This is a genomic window from Bradyrhizobium sp. UFLA05-112 (genome assembly GCF_053572325.1).
The window spans coordinates 1-19,172 of sequence record NZ_JBANBK010000118.1 but is presented as its reverse complement, the minus strand read 5'-3'; the positions used below and the strand labels follow the sequence as shown (position 1 = coordinate 19,172).

General features: G+C 64.7%; 17 protein-coding genes. 5 read left to right on the top strand and 12 right to left on the bottom strand.

Features of this window, described 5'->3' with window-relative positions:
* The 6 genes from SO180_RS38630 to SO180_RS38605 form a co-directional block, all read right to left on the bottom strand.
* On the bottom strand, positions 1-494 hold a 494-nt coding region (locus SO180_RS38630), incomplete at its 3' end, for a glycine--tRNA ligase subunit beta (RefSeq protein ID WP_449384034.1).
* Positions 494-1,432 carry a glycine--tRNA ligase subunit alpha gene (locus SO180_RS38625; RefSeq protein ID WP_449384033.1) on the bottom strand — a complete coding sequence of 313 codons (939 nt, stop codon included), beginning with the start codon at positions 1,430-1,432 and terminating at the stop codon, positions 494-496. The genes SO180_RS38625 and SO180_RS38630, both read right to left, overlap by 1 nt.
* Before the next feature lie 219 nt (positions 1,433-1,651).
* Positions 1,652-1,843 carry a hypothetical protein gene (locus tag SO180_RS38620; protein ID WP_027524294.1) on the bottom strand — a complete coding sequence of 64 codons (192 nt, stop codon included), beginning with the start codon at positions 1,841-1,843 and terminating at the stop codon, positions 1,652-1,654.
* Between the two features lie 104 nt (positions 1,844-1,947).
* Positions 1,948-2,856 (bottom strand): S49 family peptidase, encoded by a 909-nt coding sequence (locus SO180_RS38615; protein ID WP_449384032.1) that lies wholly within the window; start codon positions 2,854-2,856, stop codon positions 1,948-1,950.
* A 214-nt stretch (positions 2,857-3,070) separates the two neighbouring features.
* Entirely contained in the window at positions 3,071-3,847 is a 777-nt protein-coding gene (locus tag SO180_RS38610) for a tRNA1(Val) (adenine(37)-N6)-methyltransferase (protein ID WP_449384031.1), read from the bottom strand.
* Positions 3,840-4,067 (bottom strand): putative signal transducing protein, encoded by a 228-nt coding sequence (locus SO180_RS38605; protein ID WP_449384030.1) that lies wholly within the window; start codon positions 4,065-4,067, stop codon positions 3,840-3,842. Before SO180_RS38605 ends, SO180_RS38610 begins: the two co-directional genes overlap by 8 nt.
* A gap of 129 nt (positions 4,068-4,196) precedes the next feature.
* Here SO180_RS38605 and SO180_RS38600 point away from each other — a divergent pair, with 129 nt between their 5' ends.
* The 3 genes from SO180_RS38600 (at position 4,197) to SO180_RS38590 (ending at position 6,850) form a co-directional block, all read left to right on the top strand.
* On the top strand, positions 4,197-5,204 hold the full coding sequence (locus tag SO180_RS38600) for a polyprenyl synthetase family protein (protein ID WP_449384029.1): 1,008 nt from the start codon (positions 4,197-4,199) through the stop codon (positions 5,202-5,204).
* Positions 5,205-5,319: 115 nt separating this feature from the next.
* A complete protein-coding gene (locus SO180_RS38595; protein WP_449384028.1) occupies positions 5,320-5,952 on the top strand; it encodes a LysE family translocator in 633 nt (210 codons plus the stop codon).
* A gap of 19 nt (positions 5,953-5,971) precedes the next feature.
* Positions 5,972-6,850, top strand: coding sequence for an alpha/beta fold hydrolase (locus SO180_RS38590; RefSeq protein ID WP_449384027.1), 879 nt, complete (start codon positions 5,972-5,974; stop codon positions 6,848-6,850).
* A gap of 149 nt (positions 6,851-6,999) precedes the next feature.
* Here SO180_RS38590 and SO180_RS38585 read toward each other — a convergent pair whose 3' ends face one another.
* The 3 genes from SO180_RS38585 to SO180_RS38575 form a co-directional block, all read right to left on the bottom strand.
* Positions 7,000-7,884 (bottom strand): 4-(cytidine 5'-diphospho)-2-C-methyl-D-erythritol kinase, encoded by an 885-nt coding sequence (locus SO180_RS38585; RefSeq protein WP_449384026.1) that lies wholly within the window; start codon positions 7,882-7,884, stop codon positions 7,000-7,002.
* Between the two features lie 28 nt (positions 7,885-7,912).
* Entirely contained in the window at positions 7,913-9,709 is a 1,797-nt protein-coding gene (locus SO180_RS38580) for a tetratricopeptide repeat protein (protein WP_449384025.1), read from the bottom strand.
* A 279-nt stretch (positions 9,710-9,988) separates the two neighbouring features.
* The gene (locus tag SO180_RS38575; protein ID WP_449384024.1) at positions 9,989-11,650 is read right to left on the bottom strand and encodes an electron transfer flavoprotein-ubiquinone oxidoreductase; all 1,662 of its coding nucleotides are present in this window, start codon (positions 11,648-11,650) and stop codon (positions 9,989-9,991) included.
* A gap of 135 nt (positions 11,651-11,785) precedes the next feature.
* Between SO180_RS38575 and SO180_RS38570 the strand changes: the two genes are divergently transcribed.
* Positions 11,786-12,592 (top strand): uracil-DNA glycosylase, encoded by an 807-nt coding sequence (locus SO180_RS38570; RefSeq protein ID WP_449384023.1) that lies wholly within the window; start codon positions 11,786-11,788, stop codon positions 12,590-12,592.
* 106 nt (positions 12,593-12,698) lie between these two features.
* Here the strand turns inward: SO180_RS38570 and SO180_RS38565 are convergent, their stop codons facing one another.
* The 3 genes from SO180_RS38565 to SO180_RS38555 all read right to left on the bottom strand — a co-directional run bounded on the left by SO180_RS38565 (position 12,699) and on the right by SO180_RS38555 (position 16,411).
* The gene (locus SO180_RS38565; protein WP_449384022.1) at positions 12,699-14,207 is read right to left on the bottom strand and encodes a glycosyltransferase family 39 protein; all 1,509 of its coding nucleotides are present in this window, start codon (positions 14,205-14,207) and stop codon (positions 12,699-12,701) included.
* 130 nt (positions 14,208-14,337) lie between these two features.
* Positions 14,338-15,168 (bottom strand): ribonuclease HII, encoded by an 831-nt coding sequence (locus tag SO180_RS38560; protein ID WP_449384021.1) that lies wholly within the window; start codon positions 15,166-15,168, stop codon positions 14,338-14,340.
* Positions 15,169-15,247: 79 nt separating this feature from the next.
* Positions 15,248-16,411 carry a PA0069 family radical SAM protein gene (locus SO180_RS38555; protein ID WP_449384020.1) on the bottom strand — a complete coding sequence of 388 codons (1,164 nt, stop codon included), beginning with the start codon at positions 16,409-16,411 and terminating at the stop codon, positions 15,248-15,250.
* Positions 16,412-16,627: 216 nt separating this feature from the next.
* On the opposite strand from SO180_RS38555, the gene SO180_RS38550 reads away from it, so the two are divergent.
* A complete protein-coding gene (locus SO180_RS38550) occupies positions 16,628-19,030 on the top strand; it encodes a phosphoketolase family protein (RefSeq protein ID WP_449384019.1) in 2,403 nt (800 codons plus the stop codon).
* The last annotated feature ends 142 nt before the right edge of the window (positions 19,031-19,172 follow it).

Below are 19,172 nucleotides of genomic sequence, written 5' to 3'. Positions count from 1 at the left end.
AAGGTCGCGGTGATCGCGTGCAGCGGACGCACCCAGCTCAGCGAACCCGACTTGGCCGAGCGCGCGCCCCAGCGCATCGACTTCGGCCAGGGGAAGGTGCGGATGATGACGGGGAGGATCTCGGCGATCACGTCGATCGCCGCGCGGCCTGGCTTCTCGATCAGCGCGATGTAGAAGTCGCCCTTCTTGTCGCTCTGGATCTTCGCCTCGCTCAGCGAGGCAAGGCCCGTGGCTTTCAAGAATCCCTGGATCGCGGGCTCAGGTCCGCCGACGCGCGGACCACGGCGCTCTTCCTTCAGATCAGGCTGGCGCGTGGGGATGCCGTGCACGGTGAGCGCGAGGCGGCGCGGGGTCGCAAACGCCTTGGCGCCTTCGTAGACGAGGCCTTCGGCCACGAGCTTGTCGGTGACCATGCGGCGCAGGTCGTCGGCCGCCTTGGCCTGCATGCGCGCAGGGATTTCCTCGGAGAACAGCTCCAGCAGCAAATCGGGCATCAGGCCACTCCGCCCGCTTCGGTGTGCACCCAGGCCTCGCCGCAGGCCTTTGCAAGCTCGCGCACCCGGAAAATGTAACTCTGCCGCTCCGTGACCGAGATGACGCCGCGTGCATCGAGCAGATTGAAGACGTGGCTCGCCTTGATGCACTGGTCATAGGCCGGCAGCGCCATCAGGTGCTCCCTGCGGTTGCTGGCTTCACGCCAGCCGGCCGCGAGATATTTCCTGCAGGCTTCTTCCGCCATCTTGAACTGCTCGAACAGCATCGCGGTGTCGGCATATTCGAAATTGTGCCGCGAATATTCCTGCTCGGCCTGAAAGAAGACGTCCCTATAAGTGACCTTCTGGTCACCTTCGCGGCCGTTGAAGTTGAGGTCCATGATGCGATCGACGCCCTGCAGGTAGCAGGCAAGCCGCTCGAGCCCGTAGGTGAGTTCGCCCGCGACCGGCGCGCATTCGACGCCGGCAACCTGCTGGAAGTAGGTGAACTGCGACACTTCCATGCCGTCGCACCAGCATTCCCACCCCAGCCCCCACGCGCCCAGCGTCGGGCTCTCCCAGTCGTCCTCGACGAAGCGGATGTCGTGCACGGTGGAATCGATGCCGATCGCGGCGAGCGACTTCAGGTACAGCTCCTGAAGGTCCGGCGGCGACGGCTTGAGGATCACCTGGAACTGGTAATAGTGCTGGAGCCGGTTCGGGTTCTCACCGTAGCGCCCGTCCTTCGGCCGGCGCGAGGGCTGCACATAGGCGGCATTCCACGGTTTCGGGCCGAGCGCGCGCAGGGTGGTCGCAGGGTGGAAGGTGCCGGCGCCGACCTCCATGTCGTAGGGCTGGAGGATCACGCAGCCGTAATCCGCCCAATAGCGTTGCAGCGCCAGGATCAGGCCCTGGAACGAGCGGTCCGGGCGCATATGGGCGGGCAAGGAAGCGTCCATCGTCAGGTCAGGCTTTCGCGGGGGGTTGAATCGCGCGGGACCGTATCGACGGCGGCGGTGGGAATCAAGGCAAAGGGCGGATTGGGGCAAACAGCCCATCATCCCGCGACGATGCAGTAGGGTGGGCTAAGGCGCTCTTGCGCCGTGCCCACCATCTTTCGTTAACCGCATCAGAAGTGGTGGGCACGGCTTCGCTTTGCCCACCCTACGGCAGCGCAGCTACCCCGGGCGATACGCCCCGGTGACCGGGTCGCGCTTCAGCGTCTGGATTTCCCCCATGCGCGCGGCTTCAGCGACGCGCGACAGGCGCATCTCCTCCAGTTCCTGGTTGATCCGGACTGCGGTCTTGTAGGCCCAGCGGACCACGGCTAGCCCGCCCAGGACGCCCGCGAATGCAACGAACGGCGGCATCGGTCGATCCTTGTTCAATGCTCAGCCCCCACGCGCATTCTCGCGCAGACGAGCCCGCGCCGCAATTGGCTTGGTTCGGACCAAATGGCGCGGGCCGGCTCCTGCTAGAACCCGAATTTTGCCCAAATCGCCCGCGTTTCCAGCGCCGAAATCAGCTCCTCCGGCAGCCCAGCCATCCCTTCCAGGGCCGAAAGCTGGCCTGCGCCGGGTGATTTGCGGCCAAACAGACCGGACAGCAGCCCGGTCGGCTGGGCGATCACGGGGGTGAGAACCTTCTCGCCATAGCGGGCACGAAGAGTTGAGCGGAGGTCGCCGATCCCGTCGGCAAGGCCCAGCGAGATCGCAGTGTCGCCCGCCCAATATTCGCCGGTGAACAGGGTGTCCTCGCCGCCCTTCAGGCGCGCGCCCCGGCTCTCCTTCACGAGCGTAATGAAGATCGCGTGGATCTCGCGCTGAAGCTTCTTCAGCCGCGCCACGTCATCAGGGTTTTCGGGCAGGAATGGATCGAGCATCGCCTTGTGCTCGCCGGCGGTATAGAGCCGCCGCTCGATGCCGAGCCGCTTGATCGCCTCCTGGAAGCCGAAGCTGCCGCCGACCACGCCAATGGAGCCGAGGATCGAGGAGGGATCGCAGAAGATCTCGTCGCCCGCGCAGGCGATCATGTAGCCGCCGGACGCCGCGACGTCCTCGACGAACACCAAGACCTTAAGCTTCTTCTCGGCCGCAAGCTGCTTGATGCGCAGATAGATCTGGCGCGACTGCACCGGCGAACCGCCCGGCGAGTTGATGACGAGCGCCACCGCCTTGGCGTTGCGGAATGAGAAGGCGCGCTCCAGCACCCGCGCGATGCCTGCGAGCGTCATGCCCGGCCGCAGCGGCGTTACCGCGCCGATCACCCCGGAGAGCCGCACCACCGGCACGACCGCAGCGCCAGGGCGAAAGCGCGCCGGAAGATACTCCACGAACTTGTCGATCAGGCCGGACGTGTTGGGATCGTTCAATTGTTCGGCCATGCCGTTACCTCGTCTTTACCATTTCTTATCACGCGACTGTCATTGGAAGTGCCTGGAACGTGTTTTGCAAAGTCTCCGTAAGGAGGCTGCAATGAGGCAGCGGAGAACGACATGAAGATTTATCTGCTGATGATGCTGATGGGTGCGCTGTTCACGGCGATTCGCTTCACCACAGCGCAGGACCAGCAGTCGAACTCGCTTCCCCAGTAGATTTTCAAGCCGCCGCCAGCGGCAGCACCGCCCTCCCCGAAAGTACGTCCCGTAACTCTTTTTTAGGCACGCCTGACTCTTCGTTGAGCATCAGGCCCGGCAGGATGCGCGTCGGCGCCCTGCTGCCTTTGATGGCGCGGACCAGCACACGGATCGCAGGCTTCCCCGCGTCGCCATGAACCGGCAATACCGAGAGGCTTCCGAAGCCGCGTGACAGCGCTGTCAGTACGTCTGCTATCCCATCTGCGCGCCAGATCAAGGTCAGCGCGCCACCTGATTTGAGAATGCGCCGCGCTGCATGCACCCAGGCATGCAGCGTCTCCGTGGTCGCCACATGGGCAACGTGACGCGCCTGGTCCGGAGAGCCGCGATGGCGCACGGCATCGTTAAAGGGCGGATTCATCAGGACGACGTCAACGCTGTCAGGCCAAAGGCCGTTTGCCGCGAAGCTCTCCGAACCGGCCGTGACGTCGAGGACGATCGCCTCGGCTTCAATCGCATTCGCGGCCGCGTTGGCGCGCGCGAGGCTGCCAAGCTCCGGATCGATCTCGACCAGCATCAGGCTGACCCCGGGGACGCGCCGCGCCAGCGCCAGCCCCGCCGCACCGATGCCGGCGCCGAAATCGACGACGCGGTTGCCGGCCTTGGCCGCGGTCGCCGCGGCCAGCAGGATCGCATCGTGACCGGCGCGGTGACCGGACCGCTTCTGCATCAGCCGCAATTGCCCGTCCAGGAACGCGTCCTCGGTGACATCATCGACGTTCGGGGCGAGCTCAGTCATCGCCGCGCAATTCGTGGCTCAGGCCGGCTTCGGTGAGGAGCTGCCGCGCCGCGCTGGCGTCGTCCTCATGGACCAGGATCCGCCGCGGCAGGATGCCGAGCGAGCCCTCGATGATGCTCATGTTCTGGTCCAGCACCAAATGGTGGATATTGGCGCCGTCGAGCAACGCGCCTATCGCCGACACCAGCACCATGTCGTTGGTCCGAACCAGTTCGCGCAAAACGAGCCTCCTGCCTGACGCGGGGTGGGCGGAAATGTCAATGGTTCCGCGGCACTTGCCGCGTCCGTCCGCAGTTTCTATTGTCTTTGGATCAGAATAGCCCTTCCCGGGCAAATATTGGAGACCGGCGTGGCCGTAATCGTACCTTTCGAAACTCCCGGCGCGTCGATCGAAGAGCTGGTTGCCCTCGTCGCTCCCGACATGGAACGGGTCAATGCGACCATCCTGTCGCGGACCGGCTCCGAGGTGACGATGATCCCGGAGGTCGCCAACCACCTGATTTCCTCCGGCGGTAAGCGCCTGCGGCCGATGCTCACCCTCGCCATGGCCAACCTCGCCGGCTACACGGGCGACGGCCATATCAAGCTCGCTGCTTCCGTCGAGTTCATGCATACCGCAACCCTGCTGCACGACGACGTCGTCGACGAGAGCGAGATGCGCCGTGGCAAGCTGTCGGCACGCATGCTCTGGGGCAACGAGGCCAGCGTGCTGGTCGGCGACTTCCTGCTCGGACAAGCCTTCCGCATGATGGTCGAGGTCGGCTCGTTGCGGGCGCTCGACATCCTCTCGGCAGCAGCCGCGACGATCGCCGAGGGCGAGGTGATGCAGCTCGCGGCCGCCAAGAACACCGCGACCACCGAGGACGAATATCTCGCCGTGATCCGCGCCAAGACCGCAGAATTGTTCGCGGCCGCCTGCGAGGTTGGGCCGGTGCTCGCCAACCGCCCGAAGGCCGAGCAGACCGCTTGCCGCTCGGTCGGCATGAATCTCGGCATCGCCTTCCAGCTCGTGGATGACGTGCTCGACTATGGCGGCAAGAGCGCCAAGCTCGGCAAGAATACCGGCGACGATTTCCGCGAAGGCAAGATCACACTGCCGGTGGTGCTCGCCTTCCGCCGCGGCAATGACACCGAGCGCGCCTTCTGGATAAGGGCGCTGGAGCGCGGTGAGATTGGGGACACCGATCTCGATCACGCCATCGGGCTGATGAACAAGCACCGTGCGCTCGAGGACACGCTGAGCCGCGCCCAGCATTACGGCGCCATGGCTGTGGATGCGCTGGCGCTGTTCCCGTCCTCGCCGATGAAGAGCGCGCTGGAGCAGGTCGTGGCGTTCTGCCTCGCACGGTCTCACTAAAGCGCGATGAAATTGGGATGAATCGTCATCGCGCTTTAGGTCATTGTTCGAGCATGATCTTTTCGGAAAACCGCTCCACACTTTTCCGGATCATGCTCTACCGGTCTCCGCGCAAATGATCGACACGAATTTCTGGCTGTTCCTCGCTGCCGCCCTCGTCATTGCACTCGTTCCCGGTCCCGGCATCTTCTACGTCGCGGCACGGAGCTTGTCGGAAGGGCGTGCGAGCGGATTTGTCTCGACTGCCGGCACGGCGCTCGGCGGCATGGTCCACGTGGTTGCGGGCAGCCTCGGCATCTCCGCCATCATCCTTGCGAGCGCCGAGCTCTTCGCCGCCGTGAAGTTCGGCGGCGCGATGTACCTCGTCTGGCTCGGCATCCGGACGGTTCGCAGCGCGGGCCAGCTTCAATCGCTGGAGCGTGAGCCCGTCGGCGACAAGCGCGCCTTCCGCGACGGCGTGCTGGTAGAGGCTCTGAATCCGAAGACTGCGGCGTTCTTCCTGGCCTTCATACCGCAGTTTCTCGATCCGTCCGCCGCCAGCCCCACGCTGCAGTTCATCCTGCTCGGCGCGATCTCGGTGACGCTAAATACGCTCGCCGATGTCGTTGTCGTGCTGATGGCCTCCCTCACCCGCGCGCAATTGATCGGTCGGCCGCGTCTCATGCAGCGCCTCACCCAGGGCTCCGGCATCTTCATCGCAGGTCTCGGCCTCTCGCTCGCGCTGGCGAGGCGGCCCGTGCAGAGCTAGCGCACCGCAGGGCCGTGGCATGGTGCTCGCCCCAAAAAGTCGCTTCTACGAGTCTCACGGCCTGCGGCTGCATTATGCCGACTGGGGCAACGAAGGCGCGCCAGTCGTCATCCTGGTCCATGGCGGGCGCGACCATTGCCGCAGCTGGGACGTCATCGCCCGCGCGTTGCAGCCGCATTTTCACGTGCTCGCGCCCGACCTTCGCGGGCACGGCGATTCCGACTGGACCAAAGGCGGCAGCTACGCGCTGACCGAGTATGTGTACGATCTGGCCCAGCTCGTCCGCGCCATCGCCGCGCAACAGGTGATCCTCATCGGCCATTCGATGGGCGGGATGGTGAGCCTGATCTATTCGGGATCGTTTCCGGAGCAGGTATCCGCGCTGGTGGTTCTCGACGGCGTGACGGTCTTGCCGGATGCGCAAGGGGCCCCCACGCCCGAACGCATCACCAAATGGGTCGGTCAGCTCGACAAATTGCACGACCGCGCCCCCCGCTCCTATCGCACGATCGAGGACGCTGCGGCGCAGATGAGAACCTACAACAAACGCCTGTCGCGCGAGCTGGCGCTGCACCTCGCAACGCACGGGGTGCGCCAAAACGACGATGGCACCTATCGCTGGAAGTTCGATCCCTACCAGCGCGTGACTGCGCCGCAGCGGCTATGGCCAGATGATCACGTCGCGCTGTGGGCTCGCATCGCCTGTCCAACGCTGCTCCTCAATGCCGACGAAAGCTTCCTCGCCGGCTCCAAGGCGGCAGGCCTCGAGAATTATTTCCAGAAAGCGCGCATCGAGACGATCAGCGGCGCCGGACACTGGCTGCATCACGACCGGCCGCAAGAGGTGTTAGGTGCGATCAAGCGGTTTTTAGGCGTGACAGAGGAAGGCGCAGGCTAGCTCATCTGCTGTAGGGTGGGCAAAGCGAAGCGTGCCCACCACTTCTACTACGCGACGTCGATGCATGGTGGGTGGGCACGGCGCTGTCGCGCCTTCCCCACGGTAGTCGAGTGCTCGGCACCCGGCTACATCCACGTCATTGCAAGCAGCTAGCTCAACGTCCCCGCATGCACCCACCAGCCGGAGTGATCACGGCGAATCGTTTCGGCTGCGGCGTGAGCGTGTGCCGCGTCGCCGAAGATCGCAAAGCAGGTCGCGCCCGAACCCGACATGCGGGCGAGCTTGACACCAGCACAGGCGCGCAAGGCGTCCAGCACCTCGCCGATCACGGGCTCGATGCGCATTGCGGGGGCTTCGAGATCGTTGGCAACGGTCGAGAGGACGTCGACCCAGTCTGTGGTCGAGGCACCCCCCTCCGGCCAGGCCGGCGCTTCAAGGACGTCGGTGGCGCCGACCAGAAGCTCGCCGTTGCGCAGGCCCAGCGCCTGGAACACGTCCTTGGTCGCCACCGGCACGCGGGGATTCACCATCACACTGGGCATGCTCGGCAGCATCAGCGGCAGGAGTTGCTCGCCGACGCCGGTCATGTCGCAGGCGCGCGAGAGCAGGCACACCGGCACGTCGGCGCCGGTCGCAAGCGCGACCTCCTGCAAGCGGGGATCATCGAGCGACAGATTGTTGAGGCGCGCAAGCAGCCGCAAGGCGGCCGCAGCATCCGCAGAGCCGCCACCGATACCGGCTGCAACGGGCAGCACCTTGTCGAGCGCGAAGGCACCGAGCTTCAGGTTCGGCACGGCTTCGGCGAGAAGCCTTGACGCCTTGAGCACGAGATTGTCGGCGGTGTCGCCACAGGCTGCCGCCAACGGGCCCGTGGTGGTGAGCTTCAGCTCACTTCCGGGCTCGAGCGTGAGACGATCGGCGCAATCGGCGAATGCGACCACGCTTTCGAGATCATGATAGCCGTCGGTGCGACGACCGACGACGCGAAGGCTCAAATTGACCTTCGCCCGTCCTTCTTCAATCAACGCCGACATCGGCGACCAACCCCTGCCCCTTTTTGGATCAACCGCCCTTGCCGTCGTCCTTCTTCTTCTCGGCCTGCGCGGCCGAAGAATTCGAATTGTCGTCGGTCAGACCATTGGCAATCTTGGCCTCGATCTTCGGCAGGTCGTCCGGCTCGGGCTTCAGATCCCGCGCATGCGACCACTGGAATTTGGCTTCCAGCGTGCGGCCGATGCGCCAGTAGGCGTCGCCGAGATGGTCGTTGATGGTGGGATCCTCGGGCTTCAGGTCGATCGCACGCTCGAGGTTCTTCACCGCCTCCTCGTAATTGCCGATGCGGTAATAGGCCCAGCCGAGCGAGTCGACGATGTAGCCGTCGTCAGGCCGCTGCTCGACGGCGCGCTTGATCATCTTCATGCCGTCATCGAGATTGACGCCCTGATCGATCCAGGAATAGCCGAGATAGTTGAGGACATGCGGCTGGTCGGGCTGGAGCTCGAGCGCTTTCTTCATGTCGGCTTCCGCCTTGCCCCACTGCTTTGAGCGCTCCTCGCAGATGCCGCGGTAGTAGTACCAGACGCTGTTGGATTTGTCGGCGCCGGCCGGCAGCACCTCGACGCCTTGCGAATAGGTCGCGCCGCAATCACCGAACTTCTTGCGGCCGCGCTCGATATTGCCGAGCGCCATGATGGCTTCGAGATCCTTCGGATCTTCCAGGACCACGGATTTGAGGATCTTGATCGCCTCGTCGGTCTTGTCGGCGGAGTCGAGATCGACCGCGAGCTGGATCTGCGCGTTGCGCTTCAACGGCGAGTTCGCCGGCACGCGCTCATAGACCTTGATCGCCATCTGCGGCCGCTTCACCGATTCATAGAGATCGGCGAGCGACAGCAGCGCGAGCGGATGGCTCGGCTGGAGATAGAGCGCAAGCTGGAGATAGACCAGCGCAAGATCCTCGCCGCCGCGGCGGGTCAGCGTGGCGCCGATGCCGTAAAGCGCTTCGGCCGCACCGCCTTGCGCGGAATCGATCAGCGGAGGCATCTTCTTGCCGGCGCGGGTCTCGCGCAGGCCTTCCTGGATCAGCGGATGACGGGCGAGCTTCTTGTCGAAGGCCTCGTAGACGGTGGTCGCGGCGGCCGCATCCTTGTTGCGCGACAGCCAGCGCGCATAGGCTTCGGTGATGCGCAGCATGGAATCGTCGAGCTTGTAGGCGCGCTCGAAACGGGTTCCGGCGTCCTTCTCCTTGCCGGCGAGCTCGAGGATCAGGCCAGCATGGAGGTCCTTGAACAGCGGATACCATTCCGGGCCCGTCAGCTTGTCGATGCTGGCGACGGCAGCCTTCGAGTCGCCCGCGCCATAAGCAGCCCAGCCGGACAACAGCGTCGCGACCAGATCGGTGATCGGCCCGCGGATCGACTGGTTGATGTTGCTCTGCGCGGTCGCATATTTCTTCAGCTTCAGATCGTGCACGCCGACCACGAGGCGCGCGACGCGGTTCGACTTGTCGATCGTCAGGATGCGCTCGGCGAGCTTGACGGCTTCGTCGATGTCGCCATCCGCGACGGAGGAGATGAAGGCGCGGTCGAGCAGCTCGTTGTTCTTGGGATCGGTACGCAGCGCCGAGCGGTAGAAGGCGGCCGCGGACGAGGCGTCGCGTTCGACGCTGGCGTGGCGCGCGGCGAGATAGCTGCCCGCGCCGGTGAGCGACTTCAAATCATTCCGGGTCGGAAACTGCACCGCCGTGTCGGCCGGATGATCCGGCGTCTGCGCCAAGACCGCGCCAGGGACCGCCACGATCGCAGAACCGGCAAGGGCGATGGCAGCAGCAGTCCAGCGGTTGAAACGATTTGAAAACATCAGGGCTCGCCTTAAGTTTGGAAAGTCGGGGTCGTCTCGCTTGCAAACGCGACCGGTGGCATCGGGACCCGGAACCGTCGTGGCGGGGAACAATGCCGCTTTTGGCGTCCAATCGCAAGGATTCGGCGGGGTTTTCGGAAGCCGATTCGGCGCTCGCCCCTACCGGTCCTGTCCGCCCCAAGATCCTGCCCAAGACGCTTTTACTATGGCCTTATCGTGGCCACGGACCGTGTCTCCGGTCACTGCCCTCACGCAATCGTGCGGCAGTTTGCCCGAATCCTACATGGCCTCGTAGTTTGGCCCACCGCCGCCCTCCGGCGGAACCCAGGTGATGTTGCCGTTCGGATCCTTCACGTCGCAGGTTTTGCAGTGAACGCAATTCTGGGCGTTGATCTGGAAGCGCGGAGCCGCGCCCTCCTCCACCCATTCATAGACGCCGGCCGGGCAGTAACGGTTCGAGGGGCCGGCAAAGACGTCGTGCTCCGAGGTCTTCTGGAGGTCCATGTCCGCAACCTTCAGGTGAACCGGCTGGTCCTCTTCATGGTTGGTGTTGGACAGGAACACCGACGACAGCTTGTCGAAGGAGATCTTGCCGTCCGGCTTCGGATAGTTTTTCGGTGCATGGCTTTTCGCAGGATCGAGCGTGGCGCGGTCGGGCTTGGCGTGTGACTGCGTGCCGAACAGCGAGACACCGAACAGTGTGTTGCACCACATGTCGAAGCCGCCGAGCGCGACACCGAGCACGGTGCCGAACTTCGACCATAGCGGCTTGACGTTGCGCACCAGGAACAGGTCCTTGCCGACCGAGGATGAGCGCCACGCGTTCTCATATTCGGCGAGTTCGTCATTGGCACGGCCGGCCGCGAGCGCGGCGGCGACATGCTCGGCGGCGAGCATGCCCGAGCCCATCGCGTTGTGGACGCCCTTGATGCGCGGCACGTTGACGAAACCTGCCGCACAGCCGATCAGCGCGCCGCCAGGGAAGCTGAGCTTCGGCACCGATTGGTAGCCGCCCTCCGTGATGGCGCGCGCGCCATAGGCGAGCCGCTTGCCGCCTTCGAACGTGCCGCGGATCGAGGGATGGGTCTTGAAGCGCTGGAACTCGTCGAACGGCGACAGATACGGATCGTCGTAGTTGAGATGCACGACGAAGCCGACGGCCACGAGATTGTCGTCGTAGTGGTAGAGGAACGAGCCGCCGCCGGTCTTCATATCGAGCGGCCAGCCGAAGGAATGCTGGATCATCCCCTTCTGGTGCTTGGCCGGATCGATCTGCCAGACTTCCTTCAGGCCGATGCCGAATTTCCCCGGCTCGCTGCTCGCGTCCAGCGCGAACTTGGCAATGAGCTGCTTGGAGAGAGAGCCGCGGGCGCCCTCGGCGAACAGCGTGTACTTGCCGAGCAATTCCATGCCGCGGGTAAAGGAATCCTTCGGCTTGCCGTCCCTGCCGATGCCCATGTCTCCGGTGGCGATACCCTTCACCGTACCGTTCTCGTCGTAGAGCACTTCGGCGGCTGCAAAGCCCGGATAGATTTCGACGCCGAGCGCTTCGGCTTTCCGCGCCAGCCAGCGACAGACATTGCCGAGCGAGCCAATATAGCAATGATGATTGTTCATCAGCGGCGGCATCAGGAAATTCGGCACCTTGATCGCGCCGCCCGCCGTCATCCAGTAGAAGCGGTCGTCCTTGACCTCTGTCTTCAGCGAGCAGTCGGGATCATTCCGCCAGTCGGGAATAAGCTTGTCGAGGCCGGCGGGATCGATCACCGCACCCGAGAGAATATGCGCGCCGACTTCCGAGCCCTTCTCCACCACGACGATGTTGAGGTCGGCGTTGAGCTGCTTCAGCCGGATCGCGGCCGAAAGACCCGAGGGACCGGCGCCGACGATGACGACGTCGAATTCCATGGATTCGCGCGGAGGAAGTTCTTCGGTGCTCATCTGATCTCAGCCCTTGAGACGGTCCCTGGTCGTTTGCGCCCCCTTGTTTCCGATTTTTCCGGGCAGGACAACCTCGGAAATGCGTTTCGCTGGGATGCAAGGCCCCCTAAACTGACCTAAATGTCATAAGTTGCCATGATCAGCGAACCCGCCCCCACCGTCCGCGAACTGCTGGCCTTCTATCTGGAGGCGGGCGTCGACTGCGCGCTTGCCGAGGAACCGATCGATCGGCTCGCCGAACCGGAAGCGCCGCCCCCGGTCGCGCGCGCGGTTCAGCCGGTCGAGGCGCCACGCCCCGTTGCAGCGCCTGCGGTGACGCGCGGCGAGGCCGCGCCCGCACCTGACGTTGCGATCGCCTCAGCGCGCGAGGCGGCGCGGACCGCACCAACGCTGGAGGCACTGCGCGAGCTGATGCAGAATTTCGACGGCTGCGCTTTGAAGAACACTGCGACGCGGCTGGTGTTCGCCGACGGCAACCCGGAAGCGCGCATCATGTTCGTCGGCGAGGCGCCGGGTCGTGATGAGGACATCGAAGGACTGCCCTTCGTCGGGCGCTCGGGAAAGCTGCTCGACCGTATGATCGGCGCGATCGGACTCGATCGCAGCAAGGCCTATATCGCCAACGTCATCCCGTGGCGGCCGCCGGGCAACCGCACGCCGACGCCGCAGGAGACGCAGACCTGCCTGCCCTTCATCCAGCGCCAGATCGAGCTCGTGAATCCCGACGTGCTGGTGACGCTCGGCAATCCCTCGACGCAGACGCTGCTTTCAACGCGTGAGGGCATCATGCGCACGCGCGGCCGCTGGTTCGACTACGACACAGGCGCGCGCGTCATCCGCGCGCTGCCGACATTCCATCCGGCCTATCTGCTGCGCTCTCCGTCCTACAAGCGGCTGGCCTGGCAGGATCTGCGCGCGATCGCGAAGGTGCTGGCGGGATAGCTCTTGTAGGGTGGACAAAGGCGCTCTTGCGCCGTGCCCACCATCTCTCCGCACATGAACAAAAGCGGTGGACACGCTTCGCTTTGCCCACCCTACGATGTCCGAACTAAGTCCCCTTGGGGCGCACGATGGCCCAGCCGATGCGCAGCAGCGGCTGGCGGCCGTTCACCAGCCATTCGAAGGCGCGCGGCACTTCGGGCACGATGCCGGGGAAGCGTTTTGCAATCTCCGGCGGCGGGGTGCCGGCGGTGTCGGAGGCGCGCCAGACCACGACGCCGCCGGTCTCGCTGAACCTGGCCGGCGTGAACCAGGGCGTACGCTGCGGCTCAGCGTCGATGAGGAGATGCGGCCGGCCGGAATGCAGCGCGATCAGGCTGGCAAGCTGCGTCTCGCCGGCGACGGCGCGCAGACGCTGGTTGGTGCGGCGGGCAAAGCTGTCGTCGAAGAAGTCCGAGATCGCACGCGCCGGCATCGAGGTCGTGATCTCGCTGGTCCCGATCCACGGCATCAGGAGAACCGCCAGCACGATGCCCGCGGCGGGCGCGGCGACGGCAGCCGCCCACACCGTGCGCAGCACGCGGGCACGGCGCATCGCGATCAGATCGCCGGCGGCGACGATTACGGCAAGGCCCGACATCAGCAGTACGAGGCCTGCCCCGCCCGCCACGCTATCGAGCCCGAACAGACCGGAGATCAACACGGTGCCAAGCCCGGGAGCCAGCGCAAAGAAGTAGACGAAGTGACGCCCCAGCGGCTCGACCGACGGCCGGTAGATGATCGGGGCGTCCTCACTCTTGCCGGCGAACCAAGTCGTGTTGAGAAAGGTCAACACCGGGATTGCCACCGCGCCGAGCACGAGGCCGCCGAACAGCCAGGCCGTGTTGATCGCGCTTGCCTTCAAATCCTCAACCTGCGGCAAGGCCGGCATGGACAGCGTCTCGGCACGCAGCAGCCAGATCGCATAAGGCAGCACCAGCACGGCAACGACGACGAGCGCATAGACCGGATCGAGTGCGCGCAGCGTTTTGCGACCGCCTTCGGTCGCGACCGCGAAGATGACGAGCAGCAACAACAGGCCGATGGCAGCCGGCGTCGTCAGCAGCAGCAGCCCGGAAGCGATCGACCAGGCGAACCAGGCATTGCCGCGGCGCTGGCCGACGACTTGCCAGGAGTGCAAGAGGAGCAGCGCCCAGAGCGGTCGCGCCAGCACCATCGGACCGAAGTCGAGCGCGGACGAGGAGAACGCCAGCACGGTCATGGTTAAGAGCACGGCGAGCACCGCCTGCTGGGTGCCGACCACGGCGCGCGCCAGATGATAGAGCGCAATGAAGGTCGCGATCTCGCAGAGCTCGGCCAGCACATAGACGCCGATCATGTGGTTGCCGGCGGCGCGGTAGGCGATGTCGCCGAGCCAGAACGCGAGCGGCGGCCCGAGCCCGGTGCCGACCTGATATTCGCGGCCGAAGGCGAGGAGCGTGGCGAGATTGCCGGGCGGGCTGCGGTATAAGACCAGCGCCACGAACAGCCACATCGCGGCCTGGAGCAGCACCACGATCCACACCACCAGCCGCGGCCGTGCGCGGATCAGCTCGATGACCAGGGAGGTAAACCGCATGCAAGGTCCGAAATGATGCAGCCAACCCGTCCAAGCCGGCGCGTCCATGTTTGATAAAGCGCGCTGCGCGCCGTGGCAACCAACTCCTCTCCCTCTCCCTGTTCTTACGGATAGAGGTGAAAACCCGCTGCTAGAGATTGGCCGAAACGTCGACCTGCACCTCTGCCTCGACCTGCACAACCGCATCATCCACGGCCGTGAACAGGTCGCGTTTCGGTTCGACCGTCCAGGGCATGTGCTTCTCGCGCGCGGCGACCACGGGCGCGAAGAAGCTGCGGTGGTGGATGGATGGACCGAGGCGATCCAACGCATTCAGGTGCTCTGGCACCGCGTAGCCCTTGTGCTGCTCGAAACCGTAGCCCGGACAATCACCCGCCAGCGCGCACATCAGCCGGTCGCGCGTGACTTTGGCGACAATCGAGGCGGCCGCGATCGAGAGCACCAGGCCGTCCCCGCCGATCACCGCCTCGCATTCGCAGGCCGTATCAAGCTTGTCGCGGCCGTCGACGAAGACATGACGAGCCGCCTCGGGCAGCGCCACCACCGCGCGCTTCAGCGCCCAGAGCGAGGCGCGCAATATATTATCGCGGTCGATGCGCGCGGGCGAGGCGACGGCGACCGAGACCTGCGCGGTTGCGCAGATCTTGTCGAACAGCCTTTCGCGCTCCTCGGCCGTCAGGCGCTTGGAATCGTCGATGCCGCGCGGGATCCGGTTCGGGTCGAGAATGACGGCGGCCGCAACCACTGGGCCAGCCAGCGGCCCCCGCCCCGCCTCGTCGCAGCCGGCGACCGGCCAAATGCCGCGCTTGATCAGCGCGCGCTCGCGGCGAAAGCTCGGCGGCGCGATCGCGATGACGCCCTTCGCGGCCTTGGCCGCTCCCTTGGGCTCCTTCGCGGCCGCTTTGGGCTCTTTCTTCGCGGCGTCCTTTGCCGGCTTGCTGGCTGATTTGTCCCGAATCATGGTCGGGATCGTGCGCACGCAGGTCCAGCCAGCGCAACCGGGAACCTCGGATATTCCCGCTATTCAGGCCCGCCTTACCTCAGAACAAGCTGAGCTGCTCGCCGCCGCGCTTGGGCTTGGCGAAGTGATCCGTGCTGAGCTTGGAGCGGCGCTTGTTCAAGCCGAGGCGTTCGCAGGCGATTTCGAAGCGGCGGCCGATGGTCCAGGCCATGGGACCCGTGCCCTTCATCCGCTCGCCCCATTTCGAGTCGTAGTCGCGGCCGCCGCGCATGTCGCGGATCAGGGTGAAGACGTGGCGATAGCGGTCGGGATAGTTCGCCATCAGCCATTCGCGGAACAGGTCGCGCACCTCGAGCGGCAGCCGCAGCAGCACGTAGGAAGCCTCCTTGACGCCGGCATGCGCGGCCGCATCGAGGATGCGCTCGATCTCGGAGTCGTTCAGCGCGGGGATCACAGGCGCGACCATCACGGTGGTCGGGATACCGGCCTCGCCAAGCTGCTTGAGCGCCTCCAGGCGCTTGGGCGGCGTCGAGGCGCGCGGTTCCATGGTGCGCGCCAGCTTCGGATCGAGTGTGGTGACCGAGATCGCGACCTTGGCGAGGTTCCGCTTGGCCATGCGCGACAGGATGTCGATGTCGCGCGTCACCAGCGCCGATTTCGTCACGATGCCGACGGGATGGCCCGCACGCTCAAGCACCTCGAGAATGCCGCGCATGATGTTTCGCTCGCGCTCGATCGGCTGATACGGATCGGTGTTGGTGCCGATCGCGATCATCCGCGGCTCGTAGCCGGTCGCGGCGAGTTCCTTCTCCAGGAGCGCCGGCGCCTCGGGCTTGGCGAACAGCTTCGACTCGAAGTCGAGCCCTGGCGAGAGGCCGAGATAGGCGTGGGTCGGCCGCGCGAAGCAGTAGACGCAGCCGTGCTCGCAGCCGCGGTAGGGATTGATGGAACGGTCAAAGCCGATGTCGGGCGAGTCGTTGCGTGTGATCACCTTGCGTGAGGTGTCGACCGCCACCGTGGTCTTGAACGGCGGCAGCTCCTCCAGGCTCTGCCAACCGTCATCGAAGGCGACGCGCGCCTCGGCCTCATAGCGGCCGCTGGCGTTGGACTGGGCGCCCCGTCCGCGCCTGCGCTCCCGGTCGATCGCGACCGCAAGTTCAGGAAACGCGGAAGGCGCACCCGCCGGCTCGGAGGGCGCCGTGACCGGCGGGTGCCTGAGGGCATGAGAGGATGCTCGACTCATGCAGGCAAGATAGCATCCAAACGGAACAAATCAAGAACACAAACGTAAAAACCGTAAAACAACCCCATGCAAAGTAACCGCCCAAACTTCCCGCACCGAATTTTGACCTCGCGCAAGGGTTGCCGGCCGCATTGCCGTTTGATGCCGCCAGTACAAACGGGATCGATCGCACTGGAACCGGGTTGGTGACGGTCGCCGCAACAAGGTCAGCTCATCATGACGAGCCAACAACAAGCGCGCGCCAGCACAGGCGATCTCGACCTGCTCGATCGCTACTGGCGCGCCGCGAACTACTTATCCGTCGGGCAAATCTACCTTTTAGACAATCCGCTGCTGCGTGAGCCGCTCCGCCCCGAGCACATCAAGCCGCGCCTGCTCGGCCATTGGGGTACGACGCCCGGGCTGAACTTCATTTATGCCCATCTCAACCGAGCGATCCGCACGCTTGATCTCAGCGTGCTCTATATCTGCGGCCCCGGCCATGGCGGCCCGGGCATGGTCGCCAACACTTATCTCGAAGGCAGCTATAGCGAAATCTATCCGGACATCGGGCGCGATGCGGACGGATTGCGCAAGCTGTTCAGGCAGTTCTCCTTCCCCGGTGGCATTCCAAGTCACGCGGCGCCGGAGACGCCGGGTTCGATTCACGAAGGCGGCGAGCTCGGCTACGCGCTGGTGCATGCCTATGGCGCCGCGTTCGACAATCCCGACCTGATCGTCGCCTGCGTCGTCGGCGACGGCGAAGCCGAGACAGGACCGCTCGCCGCGTCCTGGCATTCCAACAAGTTCGTCAATCCCGCGCATGACGGCGCGGTGCTGCCGATCCTGCATCTCAACGGCTACAAGATCGCCAACCCCACCGTGCTCGGACGGATGCGCGACGAGGAGATCCGCCATCTCTTCCGTGGGCTGGGCCACGAGCCGCTGTTCGTCGAGGGCGACGATCCCAAAACGATGCACCGGATCATGGCCGATGCGCTTGACGTGGCTCTCGCCAGCATCCGCTCCATCCAGCAGCACGCGCGCGAGGCACAGACGACGATCGAGCGGCCGCGCTGGCCGATGATCGTGCTGCGCTCACCGAAGGGCTGGACCGGTCCCAAGGAGGTCGACGGGCTGAAAGTCGAGGGTTTCTGGCGCGCCCATCAGGTGCCAGTCGCCAATTGCCGCGAAAATCCCGCGCATCTGAAAGTGCTCGAAGGCTGGATGAAGAGCTATGCGCCGGAGGAGCTGTTCGACCACAACGGCACGCTTGTTCCCGAGTTGCAGGCGCTCGCTCCGACCGGCGACCGCCGCATGGGCGCCAATCCGCACGGCAATGGCGGGCTGTTGAAGCACGAGCTGAAGCTACCCGATTTTCGCAGCTTCGCCGTCGAGGTGAAGCAGCCGGGCAAGGCGGTCGCGGAGGCGACGCGCGAGCTCGGCAAGTTCCTGCGCGACGTGGTCAGACTGAACGGGGTTGCGCGCAATTTCCGTATCATGGGTCCGGATGAGACCGCGTCGAACCGGCTCGACGCCGTGTTCGAAGCAACCGAACGCGTATGGATGGAACCGACCGAACCTTACGACGTGCACCTCGCCCAGGATGGCCGCGTCATGGAGGTTTTGAGCGAGCATCTCTGCCAGGGCTGGCTTGAAGGCTATCTGCTCACTGGACGCCACGGCTTCTTCTCCTGCTACGAGGCCTTCATCCACATCGTTGACTCCATGTTCAACCAGCACGCCAAATGGCTGAAGGTGTCGCGCGAGCTGACATGGCGGCGGCCGATCGCCTCCCTCAATTATCTCCTGACCTCACATGTCTGGCGCCAGGACCACAATGGCTTCAGCCATCAGGATCCCGGCTTCGTCGATCTCGTCACCAACAAGAAAGCGGACATCGTCCGCGTTTATTTCCCGCCGGACGCCAACACGCTGCTGTGGGTGGCCGATCACTGCCTCCGCACCTACAACCGCATCAACGTCATCGTCGCAGGCAAGCAACCCGCGCCGCAATGGCTCAGCATGCAGGATGCGGCCACACATTGCGATGCCGGCATCGGCATCTGGACCTGGGCCGGCACGGAAAGCGCCGAGCGCGAGCCCGACGTCGTGATGGCCTGCGCCGGCGACGTGCCGACATTGGAAACGCTCGCTGCCGTCGATCACTTGCGCAAGGCGCTGCCCGACCTAAAGATCCGCGTCGTCAACGTCGTCGACCTCATGACATTGCAACCGAAGGAACAGCATCCGCACGGCCTTTCCGACCGCGATTTCGACTCGCTGTTCACGCGCAACAAGCCGGTGATCTTCGCCTACCACGGCTACCCCTATCTCATTCATCGCCTGACCTACAGCCGCACCAACCATGCCGGCATGCATGTGCGCGGCTTTGAAGAGGAAGGCACCACGACCACGCCGTTCGACATGGTCGTGCTCAACGAGCTCGACCGCTATCACCTGGCGATCGAGGCGATCGAGCGTGTGCCCGGGCTCGCGACGAAAGCGGCGCATGTGAAACAGCAGTTCCGCGATGCCCTGCTCAAGCATTCGCGTTACGTGCGCGAGCACGGCGAGGACATGCCGGAGATACGGGATTGGGTCTGGCCGATCAGCGCAGGCGGAACGACGCGGGCTTAATCTTACTGAGTCAGAAATCCACGGACCAAGCTGGGTGAGAATCGCATATTGAAGGAGGTTCAACTCGAGATCGAGGATCTGAGATGGGTCGCCGAGGAAAGGGAACCAGCGAGACACGATTTGCGGCGTACGTCGACGGTCT

What these genes read in the sequence shown, in the direction of transcription:
- SO180_RS38625 (WP_449384033.1), bottom strand. Translation starts at nt 1,432, where the DNA reads ATGGACGCTTCCTTGCCCGCCCATATGCGCCCGGACCGCTCGTTCCAG.
- SO180_RS38620 (WP_027524294.1), bottom strand. Translation starts at nt 1,843, where the DNA reads ATGCCGCCGTTCGTTGCATTCGCGGGCGTCCTGGGCGGGCTAGCCGTG.
- SO180_RS38615 (WP_449384032.1), bottom strand. Translation starts at nt 2,856, where the DNA reads ATGGCCGAACAATTGAACGATCCCAACACGTCCGGCCTGATCGACAAG.
- SO180_RS38610 (WP_449384031.1), bottom strand. Translation starts at nt 3,847, where the DNA reads ATGACTGAGCTCGCCCCGAACGTCGATGATGTCACCGAGGACGCGTTC.
- SO180_RS38595 (WP_449384028.1), top strand. Translation starts at nt 5,320, where the DNA reads ATGATCGACACGAATTTCTGGCTGTTCCTCGCTGCCGCCCTCGTCATT.
- SO180_RS38590 (WP_449384027.1), top strand. Translation starts at nt 5,972, where the DNA reads ATGGTGCTCGCCCCAAAAAGTCGCTTCTACGAGTCTCACGGCCTGCGG.
- SO180_RS38585 (WP_449384026.1), bottom strand. Translation starts at nt 7,884, where the DNA reads ATGTCGGCGTTGATTGAAGAAGGACGGGCGAAGGTCAATTTGAGCCTT.
- SO180_RS38580 (WP_449384025.1), bottom strand. Translation starts at nt 9,709, where the DNA reads ATGTTTTCAAATCGTTTCAACCGCTGGACTGCTGCTGCCATCGCCCTT.
- SO180_RS38575 (WP_449384024.1), bottom strand. Translation starts at nt 11,650, where the DNA reads ATGAGCACCGAAGAACTTCCTCCGCGCGAATCCATGGAATTCGACGTC.
- SO180_RS38570 (WP_449384023.1), top strand. Translation starts at nt 11,786, where the DNA reads ATGATCAGCGAACCCGCCCCCACCGTCCGCGAACTGCTGGCCTTCTAT.
- SO180_RS38565 (WP_449384022.1), bottom strand. Translation starts at nt 14,207, where the DNA reads ATGCGGTTTACCTCCCTGGTCATCGAGCTGATCCGCGCACGGCCGCGG.
- SO180_RS38560 (WP_449384021.1), bottom strand. Translation starts at nt 15,168, where the DNA reads ATGATTCGGGACAAATCAGCCAGCAAGCCGGCAAAGGACGCCGCGAAG.
- SO180_RS38555 (WP_449384020.1), bottom strand. Translation starts at nt 16,411, where the DNA reads ATGAGTCGAGCATCCTCTCATGCCCTCAGGCACCCGCCGGTCACGGCG.
- SO180_RS38550 (WP_449384019.1), top strand. Translation starts at nt 16,628, where the DNA reads ATGACGAGCCAACAACAAGCGCGCGCCAGCACAGGCGATCTCGACCTG.